Source organism: Cysteiniphilum halobium (genome assembly GCF_003574425.1).
Classification (GTDB): domain Bacteria; phylum Pseudomonadota; class Gammaproteobacteria; order Francisellales; family Francisellaceae; genus Caedibacter; species Caedibacter halobius.
Window position 1 is genome coordinate 1 of record NZ_QLIU01000023.1, and the last position, 20,330, is coordinate 20,330.

Genomic DNA, 20,330 nt, shown 5'->3' on the forward strand with positions numbered 1-20,330 from the left:
ACTATTTGTCAGCTGTTTGAGGTGCTTTTTCATGGTGTGCAAATCAAGAAAAAATAACGCTTCAAGCAGCAATTTGCAAATTTTTCTTCGTGTACAGAGAATTAACATGCATTTTAATATCAGTCCCTGGCTTTAAGACTGAAAATAAAACGTTTCTTAAGCAGTGATCAGAATCCACAGATGCTTGCTTTATTAATTGATTAGTTTTTTTAAAATGATTATTTGTTATATATTCTAGGATTTCTATCACCTCTGATTTGCTAAAATCAGGCCATGATAATTGATATTTATTAATAAAACTTTCTAAAGGCATGCCTTGTGTATACAAGGTAAATGCACTATATATTGAGCCTTTTTTCGCCTTTAAAGTATTACTACGTGGGGTCATAAAGGCTCCTGCTTTAGCAATGTCAATTACACTATCTTTAAGAAAACTTTCATATTCTTCTTTTAGAATTGTCCAATTATCTGAGAAGATTTTTAAGAAACTATAACTCTCAGGATTAAGATGATATTCGTTATACTCTGTCATATAAGATTCCTTAGTATTTCAGATTTAAACATGTTTGACTTTTCTTTAAAAGCCAATATTAATCAAGTGTAATCAGATTTAAGTCTAAATACTTTTGATTAATCGCTAAGTTGATGACATATTTGCATGTAAAATAATTACAGTAAACTAATATATTCTAAATGAAAGTTTAGTTTTTCTAATGTGTTTAAGTTCACGTTATATAGGTTTATTTTGATGTTTTTACAAAATAAATAATGAAAATAATCAGCGTCCTTCATAGACGCCAAAAAGCGCCTATGCTATAGTTTGCGCTCAAATCACTTGTATAGTTAGTTTTGAGCACATGCCATTTCCTTACGCCCAATCATTGCATCCAGTCACGCAGAAATTACACAAAATTGTACAAAACAAAAAAACCAATTTAGCCCTGTCGGCTGATGTCACTGATAGCAAATCACTATTAAAGCTTGTTGAAAAAACAGCAGATCATATTGCTATTTTGAAAACACATATTGATATTATCTTTAATTTCACACCTCAATTAACACAAGAATTACGTCAAATCGCTGATGAAGCGGGTTTTCTTATCTTTGAAGATCGTAAGTTTGCTGATATTGGTAATACTGTTTGTCATCAAGTGCGTGATGGAATTTATCATATTGCCAAATGGGCGGATATTATTAATGCCCATCTTCTGCCTGGTGTTGGCATTATTGATGGTTTAAAAGAGGGCTGTAAAGGACGTGATATTGGCTTGCTACTTTTGGCACAAATGAGTAGTAAGGGTAATCTATTTACTGATGAATATACACAAAAAACCGTTGTTGAAGCTGAACAAAATAAAGACTTTGTCATGGGCTTTATCGCCCAAGAAAAGTTAAGTCAAGATAATGATTTGGTGACAATGACACCAGGGGTGAATTTTGCATCCAATGGTGACAACTTAGGGCAAAATTACAATACCCCTCAACACGTTATCACCCACAAAAAATCAGATATTATTATTGTTGGTCGCGGCATTTATGGCGCCGAAAATCCGCAAAAAGCAGCTTGTGATTATAAAGAACAAGCATGGAAGTTATTAGGTAATATAAGCCACTCAGCAGTTAATTAATCGATTGTTTCAAGTGTTTTAGTACTTTGTGTATTTTGAATATTTTGAGCATTTGAATTTATTTTAATTTTCTTTGGTTGCATTGCTTCTGGAATCTCTTTGACTAAAGCAATGTTTAATATACCATTTTCAAATTGCGCATCTTTGACCTCAATATGATCAGCAAGCTCGAAAGTGTGTGTAAATGAGCGCTCAGCGATCCCGCGATGAATGAATTTACGCTCTTTACTATCTTCATCTTTATTACCAGTAACGGTTAACTTTCCTTGATGAACAACAATATCAATCTCAGATTCTTTAAAGCCTGCAATTGCCATGCTGATTAAGTAATCATGCTCACTTAAAACCTCAATATTATAAGGAGGATAACTGGTTGGTTTGCCAGTTTCAGCCAGCGCAAATAAGCGATCAAAACCAATAGCATTTCTAACAAGTGCATCTAATGTATTCATAATTTTACTCCTAATTTAGCAAGTTTTTTCTAGTTGTTTTGAAGTCATAGTCATATGACTCAAAAGGTTTTGTAATACCCGTTTGGCGTATTACGATTTGATAAATAGGGTGTAAAATTATGATTTCAAGGAAAAATTTCACCTTTTATATAAAATTAATCTGTATTTAAGTCAGATAAAAATGAATATCTTTGGCATTACCACTGCCTATGCTATGATGCCAATGGATAGCAAAAGTTAGGAAAAATAATACATTATGTCGAGTAAAAAAGTAGCGACAATCGATTTGGGCTCTAATAGTTTTCATATGCTGATTTCCGAGGTGACAACCGAAGGTGATATCAAAGAACTCTACCGTGGAAAAAGCAAAGTACAGTTAAGAGCGGGGCTCACCGATGAGATGGGGCTTACTGATGAAGCCAAAACCCGTGCTTTGGAGTGTTTGCAAAACTTTGCTTTATCGATTGATCATTATCAGGTGGATGAAGTCAAAGTTGTTGGCACATATACATTACGTAAGGCACAGGACAATATTCAAGACTTTTTAGCAGAAGCTCAGCATATTTTAAAAACCAAAATTGAAGTTATCTCAGGTGAGGAAGAAGCCCGTCTTGTCTATGTAGGTGCTTCATCCGTAACCCAAGCCAAAAAGAAGCAAGCCTTGATTATTGATATTGGTGGTGGTTCAACAGAGTTGGTCATTGGTAAGGGGCAGAATCTAAAGGCATTGGTTAGTCTTGAAATGGGTTGTGTCAGCATGCAAAACCAGTTCTTTAATGACGGTTTATTAAGCTTATCCAATATGACACAAGCGATTACACACGCACATACCCTGATTGAACCGATTGCTGCAGAGTACATTCAAAAAGGTTGGGAGGTTGTTTTGGGATCCTCTGGTACCATTCGCTCCATTGCAGATTTAGCATTAGCAAACAACTGGTCAGATGGCAGCATTACACGTGAGGTTTTAGAGAACTTAGCCGCTGAGCTTTTACAAAAAAAAGTGGTTGCCAATATTCACTTTAATGGTTTAAGAGCTGATCGAGAGAACATTTTAGCCGGTGGATTTTGTGTGCTCTATGCACTGTTTAACCGTTTATCAATTAAGAAAATGTTGAAATCAGATGGCGCATTGCGTGAGGGGATATTATACGAAATCGTTAATAACTATCAAAACAATAAGGAGTAGTGATGTCATATGTTCAAGCACCGTTAGCCTATCGGATGCGCCCTAAAAACATCAAGAATTATGTCGGGCAACGACACTTATTGGGTGAGCAAAAAATACTAACACGGATGCTTGATAAATCACATATTGTGTCGATGATCTTCTATGGTGATCCTGGAGTTGGTAAAACGACTTTAGCCAAAGTGTTGGCACTAGAGCTTTCCTATCACTTTATAGAGCTATCTGCAGTCAGTGCCGGTGTTAAAGACATTAAGCTTGCCGTGGAGTCCGCAAAAATGCATTTTGCTAAGCATAAGCAAGCGACGGTTTTATTTTTAGATGAGATTCATCGCTTTAATAAATCACAACAAGATGCGTTATTACCTCATGTTGAAAGTGGTGATTTAATTTTAATTGGTGCGACCACGGAGAATCCATTTTTTTCAGTTAATAACGCACTATTATCGCGCTTAACCGTGCTGCGCTTAAAGCCATTATCTCTTGAGGATATCAGTGATCTTTTGCAATATGTATTAATCTATGATGATATTTTATCAACACACAAGCTAATATTACCCGATACAGTCATTGAGAAAATATATCATTATGCCAAAGGGGATTGCCGGCAAGCACTTAACGTTCTTGAAATGCTCTTTTTAATGGCGGACACCAGTGGGCAAAAACCAATTGAGTTAAATGATGAACTTTTAAATATTGCACTGGGTGAAAACGCACATAAACTCGATAAGCAAGGTGATTATTTTTATGATCAATTATCGGCATTTCATAAGTCAGTGCGTGGCTCTGATCCAGATGCTGCGATTTTCTGGCTTGCTAATATGATCGAAAGTGGTGCTGATCCTTTGGTGATTGCAAGGCGTATGTTATGCATTGCATCAGAAGATATTGGTAATGCCGATCCACGCGCACTTAATATTGCATTAGATGCATGGCAATCTTATGAGCGATTAGGTTTGCCAGAAGGGCGCCTGCCATTGATTCAAGCAGCAATTTACCTGGCCTCAGCGCCTAAAAGCAACGCCTCCTATATGGCATATAAAAATGTTTTTAGTGATTTGAAAAACCATTCAGATGTCAGTGTACCAATGCATTTACGTAATGTGAAACCCGCCGGAGAAATAATAGGACAAAGCTATAAATACCCACATGACTTTCCTGATGCGTATGTTAATCAACGTTATTTACCGGAAGGTGTAACTCACCAATATTACTATCCAACGGATAGGGGACTTGAAAGTAAAATCGCCCAAAAACTCCTATATTTAAAATCGAAGCACAAATCCTAAATTAGCTATTTACAAAGTGATTAAATCTCGCCATTATTAAGTCTCTTTGTTCAACATTTGTGATTAGAATATAATTATCACGTACAAAAACTTCTGAGAATTCAATCAATAATGGACAGAAAACATCAAAAAAATTTAAGCAAACGTCAGTTCGGCGTGATCTGGTTTATGGAGCTATGGGAGCGTTATGCTTTTTATGGCTTCCAGTCATTGTTTTTATTATTTATCACCGCAGAGCATCTTGATGAATCTAAGGCCTATCTGATTTTCGGCATCTTTGCCGCATTACTTTACTTAACACCAACGATTGGCGGCTATATTGCCGATAAATACATTGGCATTAAGCGTGCTTTAGTCGCAGGCGGCATTATGCTTTTTATTGGTTATGGTATCTTGGCATTGACACATAATCTAAATACCGTCATGTGGGCATTATCCTTTATTATTGTTGGTAATGGCTTCTTTAAACCAGCACCGACTGCATTAATCTCCAAGATATTTAGCAATAATGTAGCCAGTTCAAATTCAGCTTTTACGCTGTATTACATGGGTGTTAATATCGGTAGTTTTCTTGGGATTGCAATCACACCAATTATTGCTGAACATACCGGATATTCTGCGGCTTTTGGAATCTCAGTACTAGGTATGATTGTGTCACTACTAAACTATGCATTGCGCTATCAATTATTAAAAGATGTTAATGGTGAGCGTGATGGTGAACATATCAATCTTAAAATCATCACTATGATTATCTTAGGATCTTTAGTACAAATAGTAGTTTGCTATTTATTATTTCAAATAACGGATATTTCGTTTTATCTGATTATTGTGCTCTGTATTGTGATGTTTATTTACATGCTGCAAGATGCAATGAAAGTGACAGATATCAAAGTACGCTTTATGCAAATTATTGGTGTATTATTAATCATTGAAGCAATCGTTTACTTTGTGATTTATAACCAGATGTTTTCAACTTTAGTATTATTTGCCAAGCATAATGTACACTTAACCTTATTTGGTCTGAATGTCTCTCCTGCGACTTATGCTTCATTAGATGCATTGTGGTTAGTTATCTTAAGCCCTATTTTGGCGATATTATATCAACGATCAAAGCGCACCAAATTTTCAACAATTCCTTACAAATATGCACTAGGTACCATTATCTCGGGCATCGCTTTTATTGTATTGTTTATAATTTGTTTGTTAAGTGCTAAAGATGGCTATATCAATGGTAACTGGATGATTTTATTTTATATCTTTGCCGCCTTAGCTGAGCTACTTGTTGCCGCTCTTGGCTTCTCACTTGTTGCATTATACTTTAGAAAAGAAATTGTCACACTTGGTATGGGCTTTTTTATGTTGGCATTAGCTGCAGGTGGAGCACTTGCAGGAAAGTTAGGGCAATTAGTTGCAATGCCTGATGGTAAAGTCAATCCACTAGAGAGTTTACCGACTTACATGTCTTATTTCTTTTGGGTTGGGTTAATCTGTATTGGTTTGGGTATAATCTATGTAGTATTTGCTTACCTTATGCAGCGCTGGGCTGACAAATACCAAGTTGAGTTAAAGTAAAGAAGTAGGGTGTTTACTCTTGAATTTATGCTTTTTTTGTCCCTGTTAGCATTTGAATAATGACAACGAGGATAATAGTTACAAGATAAAGTACCACAAATTCAGTCAGCGTATGGATACGAAAAAGACTGGCAACGGATGTCATCGCACTAATTATTAGCATGACTGAAGCTCCGGTAATTGCACCTGCGGTGCCACCCAATTGTGGGAATAAGCTTAAGGTTTTACTCAGGTAAATTGGATATAAAATACCGACAAGAAAGCAGGCTATAAAGATGTTGATAAGCAATATTACAAGGCTTTGATTAAAGACAAAGCTCATAATAAGAAATACAATATTACTAGTCAGTAAAATAACAAATGATATATTCATTAAAATTTTATCATCAACAAAGCTTAATACGCGTCTGACAATCGTTCCAGTAAAATAAGCAATACCAATAAATAAAGATATATAACCAAAGCTTGCCGCAGAATAATGTAATATTTCTTGGATATAAAAACTGCCAATAATCCCAAAATAAAGCAGCAGCATATATAGCACGCCACTTTGTAAAGTAGCACCTAAAAACTGCTGACAGCTTAGAACTAATTTATAATTAGCAAATACTTCAGATAAGCTTAATTTATGCTTATGTATGTGAGTTTCTGGCACATAGCGATAAACAAATACCATTAGAATAAAGGAGTAAAAAGCCAAAAACACAAAACTTGCTTTCCATGAAATATACTCCTGTAATAAACCACCAATAAATGGCGCTAAAATAGGCCCAAGCCCCCAGGCAATGGTCATTGATGAGGAGACTTTTTTCATCTCTTGCGCATTAAAAATATCAGTGGCTTGTGCACGATTCATCGATGACACGCTTCCTGCGCAAACACCAGTAATAAAACGAAAAATAATGACCCAAGACATAGAGGGTGATAGTGCAATAGCAATATTAAATATCATATTAAGTCCTAAGCTCCATAAGACAATTTTGCGTCGACCCAAGCTATCAGCAATCGTGCCAAAAACAATCATGCCAATAAATGCACCAAGCATAAATAAACTGATGCTTAACTTAGTTGCTGTTGCCGTGCTATTAAAATAAGCACTCATGTGTGGCAAAGATGGTGTGTAAAGATCAATACCAATACCAAAAATAGGCGTACAAAGTAAAAGTGCAATAAGTGTCTTAGATTTATCAATCATGATTAAATAGTTCAGTCATTCAAAATTATAATAATAATTAATTTCATTCAATTAACAAGATAAATTACAAACATAATATTATTCGCATAATATATATTATGTTAAATTATTTGCCGTATAACCAATAACCCGTGACCTTGATAGTAGCTGCTAAGGTAAAAAAGTTGGTTCACAGAGCCTTTTTATCATGCGCTAAAAGACAAATCATATCACAGGCAACATGTGCTGCAGCAATCGCTGTAATTTCAGCATGATCATAGGCAGGTGCAACTTCAACCACATCAGCACCAATCAAATTTAAACCGGTTAATCCACGCAAAATAGCTAGTCCTTGCGCTGAGCTTAACCCCCCTGCTACAGGAGTGCCAGTGCCTGGTGCAAATGCCGGATCCAAACAATCAATATCAAAAGTAATATACGTTGGTCTATCACCGACAATCTGTTTTACACGCTCAATTACTGTGTTAACGCCATGCTCATGGACAAAAGGCGCATCCAGTACATTCATCCCCATAAAGTCTTGATTCCACGTGCGAATGCCAATTTGTGCCGAATATTTAGGATCAACAATGCCATTTTTAATCGCCTTATAAAACATTGTTCCATGATTTAAGGAATCTTCATCATCATCGCGCCACGTATCACAATGTGCATCAAAATGGATCACTGACAAACCTTTGCCGTATTTTTCCGCCATCGCCTTTAAAATAGGATAGGTAATATAATGATCACCACCAAAGGTTAATGGAAAAACATTGTGATCAAGTAAGTTTCTAATATGCGTTTCTATGGCATGAGGTGTCGTCAGCGGATTGTGTGGATCTAAAAAACAATCACCATAATCAATAACTGCCAACTCATCAAAAGGATTAAAACCCCATGGAAATGTAGTAAGCTCTGCAAGTTGTACTGATGCCGCGCGTATGGCTCTTGGTCCTAAGCGTGCACCTGAGCGATAGGTAACTGCCAAATCAAAAGGCACACCACTGACAGCAACATCAACATTTGTCAGATCTTTGGTGTAGTTGCGACGCATAAAACTCGTTACCCCACCATAGGTCATCTCAAATTGTGATCCTTTTAGCGCTTTACGCGCAATGGCTGCATCAACTAATTCGCTCATTTATACTCTTTCCTTTTATTCATTGATTAATTTGTGTGTAAATATGATGAGCCCAAGACAATATTTTCTCGTATTGAACCGCTTGCCCGTGATAACGTGAAAATGGATTGTCTTTATTTTTTAACATCGCAATGCGATTAAGTGCATCAGGATCAATATTCGTTTGGATATTTGATAAATCTAAATACGCACGTAATGAGCTTTTGCCTGAACCGTTGGCACCCAACAAAAAAATGGCAATAGGTGCATTATCATCACTGGCCTGAATGGATTGCATTACAAAATGGTTAATCGTTGTATTCATCGCATGTACTTTTTTATTTTTTTACTTTCTTATTTTTTAATGATTAGATGTAATCTGTGTCTGATTGGCAATATTAAATTATCCACTTGAGGATGACTACAAATATATTGATTAAAATCATCTAATGCCTTGTAATGCCTTGGCGCATTTATCCACAGGGTCAAGCACTTCACCTCTTAGGTTGTTCTGTAAATTGGTTTTGTTTCATATAATGATCTCCCAGTAACCACCTTTGGCTGAACCAATCCGCTTGATAACACCTTGCTTTTTAAGACGGCTGATTATTTTCTCCACACCTGAGGTGCTTAACCCTGTTTCTTCTGCGATAGCTACTATGCTTATCTTATTGCTATATGAAATCAATGCCAAAACTTTGCTTTCATTTTCACCCCACTTTTCACCCCACTTTTTCACCGGCGTTTTTGCGATTTTGTCGAAATCGCTCTCTGCCAATGATTTAAAATAATCACGATCATAAGGAAAAGCAACCTCCATATTCAAAAAGGCAACCACTTCCTTTTCCAGCCTATCATTAAGCTCGCGCTTAAATTCCGTGGTTTTGTTTTCATATGGGTGGAAGGTTGTCATATATTTTCCTTGCCCCTCTCAAGCTCCAACAACTTCGCCTTATTATCTAATCCCCCACCAAAGCCGGTTAAACTGCCATTGCTGCCGATGACTCGATGGCATGGCACAATAATTGAAATCGGGTTTAAACCATTGGCAAGTCCAACAGCGCGCGCTTTGTTTTTATTACCCAAGCGCCTTGCTTGCTCGCCATAGCTTATGGTTTTGCCATAAGGAATATTACGAAGCTCTTGCCAGACACTTAGCTGAAAGTCTGTGCCATGTGGGCATAATGGAATATCAAATACTTGACGTTTGCCTTTGAAATATTCAGTCAATTGAGTTTTTGCTTTAATGATTATTGGATGGTTAAGATTTTGTTTAAATGATTGAATACCCATCTGAAAAGCTTCTAACTGTGCTTCGTGTTCCCAAAAGACATGATGAAGTCCTTTATTTGATGCAAATAAAATAAGCTCGCCAACGGGTGAATTCAGCTTATCATAGACTGTTTGCTTAGGTAGAAGTTTGAAAAATTTCTGAATTCTTTTCATGGTTTTCCCTTTCGTTTTACTATGTAATGAATCAAAAATAAGCTGAGTTTTAACATCCCCTCACCCGTGCAGCTTAAGCTGCATGAGCAATCCCATAAGGGGCGAGGTGGATACTCATCACAAAGAAGTTATTTATACATCATTACTATGTCACAATTTTATCATTTTACAATTTCAAAATCAGGCAAATTCTCTAAAAGTGCTTTACCATAAAACTTGGTTTTTAAGCGCTTATCCAAAATGATTACCTCTCCAATATCTGCCTCTGTACGCACCAGACGCCCTACCATTTGTGTTAACTTTAATGATGCTTGTGGCAGTGATATATCCATAAAGGGTTTACGCTTAATCGACTCTAACCATTCAGAGCGTGTTTTGTCAATTGGATTCGTTGGCACAGAAAATGGCAATTTATGAATAATCAATCGTGTTAAATAAGCGCCTGGCAAATCAACACCTTCAGAGAAGCTATCGACACCAAAAATAATCGATGGTTTAAATTGATCAACGCGCTTTTTATGAATGGCAATCATTGCCTGCTTTGAGCGATCGCCCTGAATAAGCGTTATTTTCTTAAGGGCACTGTTTAAGCGCATATAGACCTTTTCCATCGCATGAATACTGGTGAAAAGCATCAAAGCGCCTTCATGTAAGTCTTTAAAATAGACTTCATTAAGGAGCCTGGCTGTTTCTTCAATATGTTTGTCTTGTTGCGCTGGCTCATACTGCATATCAGCAATAATTAGCTTTGATTTGGAATAATTTAACGGTGAGGATAAAAGCAAGGTTTTGGCCTCTTTTTTAAGGGATGTGGCATTTAAAAAGCGATCAAATTTGCCCAGTGAGCGCACGGTAGCTGAACACATCACCAAACCATGTTGTACATTTTGCCAAAAGACCTGTTTTAATAATGAAGCAGCTTCAATCGGTGAGGCATGAATATCATAATCTTGAAAATGAGTTGCCAACATATCCGTTTGCACTTCTTCATGTTTTACTTTCTTTTCATGCGGGAAAATCCATTTGGCAATTGGTGGCATCGTCTCTTGATTAATCATCAATGACCAGACATTGTAGAGGTTTTTTGAGCGCTCTAATAAAAAGCCAATTTGTGTGAATTGCTTCTCCAAACTACTGGCTGAATGAATCTGACTTTTCTCGGCAAAATCATCAAGCTTCGTTTTGAGCTTATCACACTGATTCATATAAAAAGCAGCATCCTCTTTGATGGATGTGGCAAGCCGAAGCATCTCATCCGTAATATGGGTCATGCGCCAAACATTTTCTTCTCTTATTGCAGTAGCATACATCGGATCTATTAGCTGCTGCATTTGAGTTAGCTGCTGAATGAGATTTTTACGCACTTCTTTCCAATTCTCACGCATGGCACGATCGGCAAGCTCAGAGGGTAAACCATTTAAGAGTTTATCAACATCATTAATCCATGTTTGCGAGCCAAGTAAGGAAGCAAAACCAGAAAGTGATCTTAATGCCCGATCAGGCAAATGATGACACTCATCAATAATATAAAGACTGTCTTCAAATTTAGGTAGAATCGCACCATCACCAAGATCAAGGTGTGACAATAACAAGCTATGATTGACAACGATAATATCCACTTTGCGTAAGCCTTGGCGCGCGTTAAAAAAAGGACATTCGCGATAATATTCACAGCGGCTAAACGAACACGAACTGCTGGTGTTATAAATTTCACTCATCAATGCTTTAGAAACCGGTTTATCCAACAAATCAAAATCGCCATCCCAATCTTTGCTTAAGCGCTGATCTAGCATTTCTGCTTCTTTTTGCAAGCCACTATCATCACTATCAAAGTGATGCAATTTACGTGGGCATAAATAGCGCGAGCGCCCTTTTGCCAATTGATAACTAAACTCAATTTTATGGTGTTGCATAAGCTTATGAATAAACGGCAAATCTTTATCAATCAGCTGCTCTTGCAACGCTACCGTTGCCGTTGATACAACAATTGATAACTTCTCTTGCCCTTGTTTAGCGCGTACTTCATTTGCTAAAAGCGCACCGAGCAAATAAGCAAAGCTTTTACCGGTTGCCGTTGGCGCTTCAATAACAATTTTTTCATTGTTGATCAATGTTTCTTTAACTGCTTCAATCATTGTCAACTGTGCATCACGCACATATAAACCGGCTTCTTCAAACAGTTTTTTGATATTAAGCTCTGTATATCCGACACTTTGTGCAGTCATAATATTTGCCTTTGATGCGTCAACTTAGCCAAGTGCACGATCTTTAAGCTCACATAAGTCTGACCATTAAAATATTCTTTCGATAAACGATACGCCACTTGAGCTTCATCACCCACTTTAATGTCTGTGTCACTTAAATACTCATCAGCAAAAAACCAGATGCTTTTAAGTGTTTTACCGTGAATGGTGAGCATTAATTGTAGGTGCTGGCTTTCTTTACCCACCCATTTAAAACTATAAATACTTGCTTTATTACAAAAAACAGGTGCTTCAAACTCGCGACCATAAGGTTCAAGTAAAGCAAATTTTTCAACATGTTTAAGCGTGAACTCCTCGGCATTTAACTCACCGTCACAATAAATAATTGGCGTGGCAGCAATATTATTTTCAACAATCGCTTTTTGACAGTAATCATTAAAAATTTTAGAAAATTCTACAAACTTTTCTTTATAAATGGTTAATCCAGCAGCCCCAGTATGTCCACCATATTTGATAAGCATATCTGTCGTATTTTGATGAATAAGATCCAAAACGGCTTTAATGTTTAACCCATCAATGCTGCGTGCTGATCCGGTGATAATATCATCTTCCCCTTGCTTAGGTGAGAATAAAATAGTGGGCAGTCCGAAGCTATCTTTAATGCGACTTGCCGAAATGCCATGCACCCCAGCATGCCCATCATCAAGATATACACAAATACTTGAGGCACCCTTTGCATATTGCTTTGAGGCTTCACTCATCGCTTTGGTCGTCATTTCTTTTTGAATGGCTTTGCGATGATTATTCTGCTGCTGTAAGAACTCAACCCATTGTTTGGTTTTTTGGTGATCTTCGTTTAATAAAAAACTCACTGAGCTTAAGGCATCAGACATGCGCCCATCACTATTGAGTAAAGGTGCAATCACAAAGCCCAAAAACTCACTATCAACTTTGTGATGAAAATGATCACTAAAACTACTCCAACAGCTACGTGTTAGCTGGGAAATTTTGTGCATACCATAATAAGCCACAACGCGATTATTAATACTTTTTGCCATAGATACACAATCAGCCACTGTGCCAACAGCAACGAAATCAAGTAGATCCGTTAACTGATAATTACTATTGATCGGTCTTCCTTCAAGCAATAATAGTCGTCTGACTTCTGCCATTAATAGCCAAGCAACCATGCATCCAGCAATAAATGGATCATTATACTGACAACCCTTTTGTGTTGGGTTCAAAACGGCATAAGCGCTTTGTGGCACCCCTTCTTCAGGAATTGCATGATGATCAGTAACAATCACATCGATATTTTGTGACTTTAATAATGCAATACGCACTTCATCAGTTGAACCATTATCAGCGGTGATTATCAATGTCGGACGCATGTCATCATCTAAAATACGTTGCGCAAGCTTATCGGATAAGCCATAGCCTTCTTCCATTCTATGCCCAATATATGAGTGAATTTTATCAACTGGATGATTAAAAATCTTGCTTAATGCTTCATGCAAAATAGCATGTGATGTTTGTCCATCACAATCATGATCGGTTTCAAGTCCAATGACTTCGCCACCTTCTAATGCTTGAATAATACGTTTTGCAGCCTTTGTCGCATCTTTTAATAAATGTGGTGAAGTTAGAAACTTAAGCTTTAAGTTGGCAAACTTTAAAGCATGCTCAGGATTATCAATGCGTCTTGCGATAATGCTAGCAATAAAACTATCAATCTTATGTTCAAGTAGTACTTGATGTACTTTACGATGAAATGGACGCAGTTGAATTGTAATCTCTGGACGTTTTAATCTCTCTTTGGCCATCACTCCAGCCATTAGGCTTCCTTAGGCTTTTTATTATTGATATTGCGTCGGGTCCACATCTTAACACCAGAGTTTATAAGTGCCGCGAGTGGAATTGCAAAAAACAAGCCCCAAAATCCCCATATTCCACCAAAGATAAGAACAGAGGCAATCACGGCTACCGGATGAAGACTCAGTGCTTCGGAATACAATAGTGGTACCAATAAGTTACCATCTAAGCCTTGAATGATCAAATAAACCAAAAGCATATAAAAAAGATCAGAGCTAAACCCAAACTGACTAATACCAATCAATACCACAGGAATGGTTACAATGACCATCCCAATATAAGGAATAAAAACGGACAAACCAACACAAATTGCCAATAATAGAGAGTAATTCAACCCAAACACAATAAAGCCAATATACGTCACCACAGTGACAATCAAGCATTCAATCGTTTTACCTTTGACATAATTACCCAACTGAGGACGCACATCTGCCCACACTTCTTCGAGTGCACCACGTTCTTTAGGCAACATATTGACAAACCACTTACCAATACGATTTTTATCTTTCAAAAAGAAAAATGCCAATAATGGCACGATAAATAAATACACCAACCAAGTAAATATACTGGATAATGAAGCTAATGAGAATTTAATTAGATATTGGCTAATCCCTGCAATTTTATCCATCTTGATATTCGAAATAGTACTGATTGCTTCTTTGATCTGCTCAGGTGTAATAATCGTTGGATATTTTTTAGATATCTCAAGTAAACTGGCATGTAGGTTATTCATTTGCTGTGGAATATTTTGTACAAATTGGCCTGCTTGGCGCATCAATGCTGGTAACACAAATAGTAATAACATAATCACTAAAGCAATAAAGACTAAAAATACAATGTAAACCGCTATATTACGGTTAAGCTTTAATACTTTAGATAAAAAAGACACAACGGCTTCTAACAAATAAGCAATAATTACACCTGCTAAAATTGGTGCTAAAAGATCACCAAAAAAGTTAATAATGAGTACCGCAATAACTATAACGACAATAAAAACAGCAGGTTCATTGCTATCAAATTTTTTATGATACCACTGCCTTAAATACTTAATCAAAAGAGTTACCTATTTACAAGATTCAATGACAAGCAATTGTATACAAATTATCATGCTTTTTATAGTGTTTCATGATTGCAAATTCGGTGGAGTTTTTAAACACTATAGCGTAACTGATTGATAACACCCTAAGTTTTTGAAGAAGGAAGTTTTCTTTAAGATCGCTAATAATGCAGATTGCACATTTTGCTGTTCTTCATGTCCTTCAAAATCAACGAAAAAACTTGAATCCCAAGCACGCGCGCGCGATGGTCTTGATTCAATCTTACACATATTGATATTGTGTTCTGACAAACAGGTAAGAACTTGGACTAACGCATTGGGCTTATGCAGTGTTGTAAAGATGATCGATGATTTATACAGCTGCCCTTTTTCATATGGCATATTTAACGCATCGCGTCCCAATAAGAAAAAACGGGTGAAATTAAAAGACTCGTCTTCAAAATGCTCTTTAATAACTTTTAAAGAATAGGTTTGCGCTGCTAACTTACTGGCAATGGCTGCTTGTGTAAGAATCTTTTTTTCAGCAATATATTTAGCGGCTCCGGCAGTATCAACAAAATTTTTAGGAGATAAATGCATACGCGCAATATTATTTTGGCACTGTGCCAAGGCTTGTGGATGTGAACGTACCAGTTCAATACTATCGATATCTGCATCAGGATGAACCATCAAACAATGCTCAACCTTTAGAATGACCTCATGCTGAATGCGTAGATTGTATTTGATAAGCTCATCATAGGCAGGGATAACACTACCAGCAATTGAATTTTCCACCGGAATCATCGCAAAATCCGCTTTTTTATCAGCAACACACTCTAACGCTTGTGCAAATGATGAACAGGATAAAGTTTCAATTGTTTGCATATTTTGCATTTGATAAAATTTATGAATGGCCTGTTCTGAATAGGCGCCTTTTTCCCCTTGAAAAGATATTACTATACTCACATTAACCCCCTTTACAATAATTACAATAATGCTTAAACAAACTTGGCACTCAGACTATTAGCAATCAACTGTTGAATTTCTGCTGTATTCAGTGTTAAGCCTTCAATCAACTCAATATAATTTTGATTAATGTAGCCACCAAAATACGCAGGATCATCAGAGTTAATTGTAACTTTGATTCCATTATCTAATAAAATTCGTGCTGGATGATCAGCAAGATTAGGTACCACTTTTAAGGCTTTATTTGATAATGGGCACATGGTTAAAGCAATATTATCTTTAGCAATACGTGTTATTAATGCTTTATCAGCTAAGATCGCATTACCGTGATCAATACGCTCAACACCTAAAATATCTAAGGCTTGCCAAACATACTCGTTGGGCCCCTCTTCACCGGCATGCGCGACTAAATGGAGCTTCTCTTTACGTGCTAACGCAAAGAGATTTTTAAATTTCTGTGGCGGATTGCCAAGCTCTGAACTATCCAATCCAATTCCAATAAAGTTATCACGATACTCCATTAGTTGATCAAAGGTATTTAAGGCATCTTTTTCAGATAGATGACGTAAAAAACACATAATTAATTGCGTTTTTATGTTTAGCTCATCTTGCGCTTTTTTGACGGCGCGATTTATACCATCAAATAATATCTTAAGTGAGACACCACGCAATAAATGTGCCTGGGGATCGATAAAAATCTCAGCATGTGTCACATGATCTTGTTGTGCTTTGAGCAAATAAGCATAGGTTACATCATAAAAGTCATCAGCCGTTTTTAGCACTGACATTCCTAGATAATACAGATCGAGAAATTCTTGCAGGTTATTAAAATGATATGCTTTCTTTACCTCTGCTAGATTTTTGTACTTCAGTTTGACATCATTTTTTTGCGCTAAGTTCAACATCATCTCAGGCTCAAGACTACCTTCAAGATGCATGTGTAATTCAGCTTTAGGCTGTTGTAATAAAGATGATAAGTTATATGACATATTTTCTTCTTTTCTCTATTTTTACTTTTTTATTCTTTTTCATTTTTACTTAGCAATAAGTAAAGAGTAAGTTTAATTACCCCTCACCTGCACGAACTCTCCGACAAAGGGATAGGTAATAAAAAATGAGGCGCATCATTACTAAAATTACTTGTTTTTAAGCAAAAAACTGCTTAAGCATGCGTGTGCTATGTGCTTGTAAGTTGGGATAGTTAGTTAGTTGTTGTTTTAACTGACTCTGCCAAGGTGTGTGATCAATATTGGCAATTACAGAATATACAATATGATCCAACAAACTTGGGGAGGCATTAAAAAAATAGGTCTTTGTACCCAAAAATTCAGATAACGCCAATAAATCCTCATCCGCTTTTTGATAAATTTGTGCTTTTGTTAAACGCCCTAATCCTTGTTCATGCACTTGTTTTGTCGCATTCTTGGTCATTACTTTAAAAATTAATCCAACAAGAAATCTAGGTAACTTTATACCTTCTTGAACGATTTTACGCCATGCGTTATCAGCGCCTACATCGACCCAGCGACTATATACTAAAACCCAATATAAATGCTCTTCACACAATCTCTGATAAGCCAAAGTCTGCGACTTTTCAACAGCGGTCAAACTCTGCTGCATAGGTGCCATACTTTCGTTTTCAAGTAAATCAATAATTAAACTACTATCACTATAGAATTTACCTTGCTTTTTAATATACGGCATTTTACCTGTTGGTGAGCGTTTCAAATCAGCACCATAAAAATTTTTATAATCAGCTTTTTGCGCAATGAGGTAGCTTTCAAGTTTCATACAAAAAGGACTGGCATTTGGTAAATCGCCTAATTTAGGGAATTGGTGCAGTTCAATCATATACATTACTCTTTCTTGTCATTATCTTTATCAGATGACTTTGTATCATGTGTACGATATGCGTTTAAGTCAATGATATTATTACTATATTGCACATCACTGGTATTTACCTTAGCATTTTGCATCTCTTGTACAGTAATTTTTTGACCATTTGATATAACTTGTAAAAACTGATTGCCATTAAATTGTAAAAAAGCCTTATAGCGATCAAGCCCATCATAACTATACTCAAAAGCATATTCACGAAATAAACACATGCTACCCACATTGCTTTGTCGCGATAAACGTATTTTCGTTAAACAAACCGTATCATCCAATAGCTGCACATCCCATTGCTTTGCTGTTTTAACTGCTATATAAACAGCATGTTCTCTTGCTTTCATCGAGTTGCGCCAGATCAAAATCACAATAATGATTAGAATAACTGCACTCACAATGCCAATACTCATGCTATGAGCCTTATTTACTACTATTTAAATTGTTTAAAATAACGGTTGCTCGCTGCCCTGTATTTGGTACCGTCACTAAACCATTTTTGGTGTCATAAAGTACCTTATCTCCCGAGAAACGATTACCTGCTCGATCAACATAGGCTTTATCTTGTATTGTTAGTGTGCTATTGAGTAAATTAAAATTCATTATTCTGCCTTCAGCATACATTGTTTGTTGATCTGAATCAGAGCCTTTCTCTTTGGGATGCTTTGGAAAAGGCAAAGAATAAAACTTAGCCAAATATGGTGTTGTAGAGGTTAGAATCACATCTTGGACTTGTTTGTTTTTATTATCAAACAAAATAGTTAGGGTCTGACCGGTTAAAAAGCGGCAACCATTTTGCTTTTTACATACGGTCTTGGCATAGTCTAATGATGTTTGCTGTAGTGTGCTGTAATCCGTTTTTCCATCTTCTTTGTTTTGATCAGGAAATTGATATATTGGCCATTTATTATTTTCATTAGGGACACTATAGCCACTGCATTGGATATTTGCATTCTTGGTTTGCATAACAAGCACATTGCCTTGGTAAATAATTTTATGTACACTCTGACTATAAGATAAGCTGTCACTACAAATGGTGATTTGACCATCACTACTGGCATTTTTACCAAACATGCTAGCTGCATCCATTGAGCTACCTTGTTCATCTGCAAATACATGTTGTAGTGTCAATAAAGGAATAATACCGCACAATATATATCTTAATAGTTTATGGTTTACCCTAATATTGCTAATTTTACTGTCTTTCATATCTTTTCTATTGCCCTACATAGTAACTTCTTACATTTTTCAATAACTTAAAATCACCTTTCTTAGGTGTGCCATCCATACCGGTACCTATTGTATTGTTTGGGGTACCCGGTTGGCTTATGGTGACTTGTTTATCAGTACTCATATAGTCTTTACTATCGTCGTAATACACCGAATCAGTGACAATTTTGATCGCTGGCGAGTTTTTGCCATTGTCTTCGCGCAACATCACGACATTGCCATATAGGTGCATATTATTGTTGTTATTGGTAATATCTGCATAATTTGCTGTGATATTCCATGGCTTGTCTTTTGTGTCTTTTGAATACAATACCGCGTTGACGGTGCTCAGTTTTGCATCTTGATTATAAAAACGTGTTGCATCAACTGCGGTTGCCTTGTACTCTAACCAGCCTTTGGTATCATATTTTTCATACGTAATACTTTTTGCAGTATTCTCAACAAAGTGCGCTGGTAAGTCACCATGACTGATTTGCTCTTGCGCTGATTTGACAACCAACCAACCACTAGTGCCAATCACAATAACAAGCCCAATGGTCGTAAAAAATACACGCTTACTAAAAAACATTAAATTCGCGCCTCACCAAAGGTGATGTAGTCATCAATAATTTTATCTAAAAGCCCTTTACTTTCTAAGATAAGATCGCAAACTTCACGTACCGCACCACAGCCTCCTTTTTGTACTGTTACATAATCAACACGTGTCTTAACCGTATTTATAGCATCACAAGGAGCAAAAGAAATAGCTGATTTCATCATTAACGTCAAATCAGGTAAATCATCTCCCATATAGGCGACGTTTTTCTCACTTATTTGATGTTTCTTTAATAAGTCTTCATAAGCTTTAACTTTATTTTTTTGACCTTGGTAAATATCATGTACCCCAAGGGAACTTAAGCGATCCTGGACGACTTGCGAGGTTTTCCCGGTAATAACAGCTAGTTTAACATCAAATTTTTGCAGCAAAAGCATGCCTAAACCATCTTTAACATCAAAATTCTTAGTCAAGTTACCATCATTGCTTAGAATGATTTTACCATCACTCAAAACACCATCCACATCAAGGATAAGCAGTTGAATATTTGCTATCCTTTCTTTTAAATCACCACGAACCATTATTATTAACAAAAATTCTATTTAGAAACTAGGATCAGTATATACCGCCTGCAAACCATTTTACAGTATTTCTCTAACTATATTCAGTTCGTTTCAAAAAATTAAACTCTTTGCATCATAATCAAATTAAGGCATATTAGTATGCTTTG

General features: G+C 36.5%; 21 protein-coding genes. 4 read left to right on the top strand and 17 right to left on the bottom strand.

The genetic code is table 11. From position 1 onward, the window contains the following. Positions 1-61 precede the first annotated feature (61 nt). Positions 62-532: an aspartyl/asparaginyl beta-hydroxylase domain-containing protein gene (locus DNK85_RS05305; RefSeq protein WP_119328536.1), complete on the bottom strand. Its 471-nt coding sequence runs from the start codon at positions 530-532 to the stop codon at positions 62-64. Positions 533-857: 325 nt separating this feature from the next. Here DNK85_RS05305 and pyrF point away from each other — a divergent pair, with 325 nt between their 5' ends. Beyond that, positions 858-1,628 carry an orotidine-5'-phosphate decarboxylase gene (gene pyrF / locus DNK85_RS05310; protein WP_119328537.1) on the top strand — a complete coding sequence of 257 codons (771 nt, stop codon included), beginning with the start codon at positions 858-860 and terminating at the stop codon, positions 1,626-1,628. Here the strand turns inward: pyrF and DNK85_RS05315 are convergent. Continuing rightward, a complete protein-coding gene (locus DNK85_RS05315; protein WP_119328538.1) occupies positions 1,625-2,080 on the bottom strand; it encodes an Hsp20 family protein in 456 nt (151 codons plus the stop codon). The genes pyrF and DNK85_RS05315 overlap by 4 nt on opposite strands. Positions 2,081-2,336: 256 nt before the next feature. Here DNK85_RS05315 and DNK85_RS05320 point away from each other — a divergent pair, with 256 nt between their 5' ends. The 3 genes from DNK85_RS05320 to DNK85_RS05330 all read left to right on the top strand — a co-directional run bounded on the left by DNK85_RS05320 (position 2,337) and on the right by DNK85_RS05330 (position 6,127). Continuing rightward, positions 2,337-3,269, top strand: a complete 933-nt coding sequence (locus DNK85_RS05320; protein ID WP_119328539.1) for a Ppx/GppA family phosphatase — start codon at positions 2,337-2,339, stop codon at positions 3,267-3,269. 2 nt (positions 3,270-3,271) lie between these two features. Continuing rightward, entirely contained in the window at positions 3,272-4,555 is a 1,284-nt protein-coding gene (locus DNK85_RS05325; protein ID WP_119328540.1) for a replication-associated recombination protein A, read from the top strand. A gap of 111 nt (positions 4,556-4,666) precedes the next feature. Beyond that, positions 4,667-6,127, top strand: a complete 1,461-nt coding sequence (locus tag DNK85_RS05330) for a peptide MFS transporter (RefSeq protein ID WP_119328541.1) — start codon at positions 4,667-4,669, stop codon at positions 6,125-6,127. Positions 6,128-6,152: 25 nt separating this feature from the next. On the opposite strand, the gene DNK85_RS05335 is transcribed toward DNK85_RS05330, so the two are convergent. The 15 genes from DNK85_RS05335 to DNK85_RS05405 form a co-directional block, all read right to left on the bottom strand. Next, positions 6,153-7,322, bottom strand: coding sequence for an MFS transporter (locus DNK85_RS05335; protein WP_119328542.1), 1,170 nt, complete (start codon positions 7,320-7,322; stop codon positions 6,153-6,155). Positions 7,323-7,491: 169 nt separating this feature from the next. Next, positions 7,492-8,445 carry an agmatinase gene (speB, locus tag DNK85_RS05340; RefSeq protein ID WP_119328543.1) on the bottom strand — a complete coding sequence of 318 codons (954 nt, stop codon included), beginning with the start codon at positions 8,443-8,445 and terminating at the stop codon, positions 7,492-7,494. A 19-nt stretch (positions 8,446-8,464) separates the two neighbouring features. Then, positions 8,465-8,749, bottom strand: coding sequence for a hypothetical protein (locus tag DNK85_RS05345; protein ID WP_119328544.1), 285 nt, complete (start codon positions 8,747-8,749; stop codon positions 8,465-8,467). Positions 8,750-8,953: 204 nt separating this feature from the next. After that, positions 8,954-9,337 (bottom strand): winged helix-turn-helix transcriptional regulator, encoded by a 384-nt coding sequence (locus DNK85_RS05350; RefSeq protein ID WP_119328545.1) that lies wholly within the window; start codon positions 9,335-9,337, stop codon positions 8,954-8,956. Further along, positions 9,334-9,870: a methylated-DNA--[protein]-cysteine S-methyltransferase gene (locus DNK85_RS05355; protein WP_119328546.1), complete on the bottom strand. Its 537-nt coding sequence runs from the start codon at positions 9,868-9,870 to the stop codon at positions 9,334-9,336. Before DNK85_RS05355 ends, DNK85_RS05350 begins: the two co-directional genes overlap by 4 nt. 161 nt (positions 9,871-10,031) lie before the next feature. Then, on the bottom strand, positions 10,032-12,095 hold the full coding sequence (dinG, locus tag DNK85_RS05360) for an ATP-dependent DNA helicase DinG (RefSeq protein WP_119328547.1): 2,064 nt from the start codon (positions 12,093-12,095) through the stop codon (positions 10,032-10,034). Beyond that, complete coding sequence (gene recJ, locus DNK85_RS05365; RefSeq protein ID WP_407919662.1) at positions 12,092-13,867, bottom strand: single-stranded-DNA-specific exonuclease RecJ; 1,776 nt, start codon at positions 13,865-13,867, stop codon at positions 12,092-12,094. The genes dinG and recJ overlap by 4 nt, the downstream gene beginning before the upstream one ends. A gap of 41 nt (positions 13,868-13,908) precedes the next feature. Continuing rightward, positions 13,909-15,000 carry an AI-2E family transporter gene (locus DNK85_RS05370; protein WP_119328548.1) on the bottom strand — a complete coding sequence of 364 codons (1,092 nt, stop codon included), beginning with the start codon at positions 14,998-15,000 and terminating at the stop codon, positions 13,909-13,911. Between the two features lie 102 nt (positions 15,001-15,102). Beyond that, positions 15,103-15,948: a prephenate dehydratase gene (pheA, locus tag DNK85_RS05375; protein WP_235842378.1), complete on the bottom strand. Its 846-nt coding sequence runs from the start codon at positions 15,946-15,948 to the stop codon at positions 15,103-15,105. 32 nt (positions 15,949-15,980) lie between these two features. After that, positions 15,981-16,937, bottom strand: a complete 957-nt coding sequence (locus tag DNK85_RS05380) for an adenosine deaminase (RefSeq protein WP_119328549.1) — start codon at positions 16,935-16,937, stop codon at positions 15,981-15,983. A gap of 157 nt (positions 16,938-17,094) precedes the next feature. Next, a complete protein-coding gene (locus DNK85_RS05385; protein WP_162896541.1) occupies positions 17,095-17,799 on the bottom strand; it encodes a glutathione S-transferase family protein in 705 nt (234 codons plus the stop codon). A 5-nt stretch (positions 17,800-17,804) separates the two neighbouring features. Further along, on the bottom strand, positions 17,805-18,248 hold the full coding sequence (locus tag DNK85_RS05390; protein WP_119328551.1) for a DUF3301 domain-containing protein: 444 nt from the start codon (positions 18,246-18,248) through the stop codon (positions 17,805-17,807). A 10-nt stretch (positions 18,249-18,258) separates the two neighbouring features. After that, positions 18,259-19,044 (bottom strand): LptA/OstA family protein, encoded by a 786-nt coding sequence (locus DNK85_RS05395; protein WP_119328552.1) that lies wholly within the window; start codon positions 19,042-19,044, stop codon positions 18,259-18,261. 7 nt (positions 19,045-19,051) lie between these two features. Then, the gene (gene lptC / locus DNK85_RS05400; RefSeq protein ID WP_119328553.1) at positions 19,052-19,633 is read right to left on the bottom strand and encodes an LPS export ABC transporter periplasmic protein LptC; all 582 of its coding nucleotides are present in this window, start codon (positions 19,631-19,633) and stop codon (positions 19,052-19,054) included. After that, complete coding sequence (locus DNK85_RS05405) at positions 19,633-20,181, bottom strand: KdsC family phosphatase (protein ID WP_119328554.1); 549 nt, start codon at positions 20,179-20,181, stop codon at positions 19,633-19,635. Before DNK85_RS05405 ends, lptC begins: the two co-directional genes overlap by 1 nt. Positions 20,182-20,330 lie beyond the last annotated feature (149 nt).

Bases quoted from the DNA above. Each gene is read 5' to 3' on its own strand.
- speB (WP_119328543.1), bottom strand. From the start codon at position 8,445: ATGAGCGAATTAGTTGATGCAGCCATTGCGCGTAAAGCGCTAAAAGGA.
- DNK85_RS05355 (WP_119328546.1), bottom strand. From the start codon at position 9,870: ATGAAAAGAATTCAGAAATTTTTCAAACTTCTACCTAAGCAAACAGTC.
- DNK85_RS05335 (WP_119328542.1), bottom strand. From the start codon at position 7,322: ATGATTGATAAATCTAAGACACTTATTGCACTTTTACTTTGTACGCCT.
- DNK85_RS05350 (WP_119328545.1), bottom strand. From the start codon at position 9,337: ATGACAACCTTCCACCCATATGAAAACAAAACCACGGAATTTAAGCGC.
- DNK85_RS05330 (WP_119328541.1), top strand. From the start codon at position 4,667: ATGGACAGAAAACATCAAAAAAATTTAAGCAAACGTCAGTTCGGCGTG.
- DNK85_RS05405 (WP_119328554.1), bottom strand. From the start codon at position 20,181: ATGGTTCGTGGTGATTTAAAAGAAAGGATAGCAAATATTCAACTGCTT.
- pyrF (WP_119328537.1), top strand. From the start codon at position 858: ATGCCATTTCCTTACGCCCAATCATTGCATCCAGTCACGCAGAAATTA.
- DNK85_RS05320 (WP_119328539.1), top strand. From the start codon at position 2,337: ATGTCGAGTAAAAAAGTAGCGACAATCGATTTGGGCTCTAATAGTTTT.
- dinG (WP_119328547.1), bottom strand. From the start codon at position 12,095: ATGACTGCACAAAGTGTCGGATATACAGAGCTTAATATCAAAAAACTG.
- DNK85_RS05390 (WP_119328551.1), bottom strand. From the start codon at position 18,248: ATGAGTATTGGCATTGTGAGTGCAGTTATTCTAATCATTATTGTGATT.
- DNK85_RS05380 (WP_119328549.1), bottom strand. From the start codon at position 16,937: ATGTCATATAACTTATCATCTTTATTACAACAGCCTAAAGCTGAATTA.
- DNK85_RS05305 (WP_119328536.1), bottom strand. From the start codon at position 532: ATGACAGAGTATAACGAATATCATCTTAATCCTGAGAGTTATAGTTTC.
- DNK85_RS05325 (WP_119328540.1), top strand. From the start codon at position 3,272: ATGTCATATGTTCAAGCACCGTTAGCCTATCGGATGCGCCCTAAAAAC.
- DNK85_RS05385 (WP_162896541.1), bottom strand. From the start codon at position 17,799: ATGATTGAACTGCACCAATTCCCTAAATTAGGCGATTTACCAAATGCC.
- DNK85_RS05315 (WP_119328538.1), bottom strand. From the start codon at position 2,080: ATGAATACATTAGATGCACTTGTTAGAAATGCTATTGGTTTTGATCGC.
- DNK85_RS05395 (WP_119328552.1), bottom strand. From the start codon at position 19,044: ATGAAAGACAGTAAAATTAGCAATATTAGGGTAAACCATAAACTATTA.
- DNK85_RS05345 (WP_119328544.1), bottom strand. From the start codon at position 8,749: ATGAATACAACGATTAACCATTTTGTAATGCAATCCATTCAGGCCAGT.
- lptC (WP_119328553.1), bottom strand. From the start codon at position 19,633: ATGTTTTTTAGTAAGCGTGTATTTTTTACGACCATTGGGCTTGTTATT.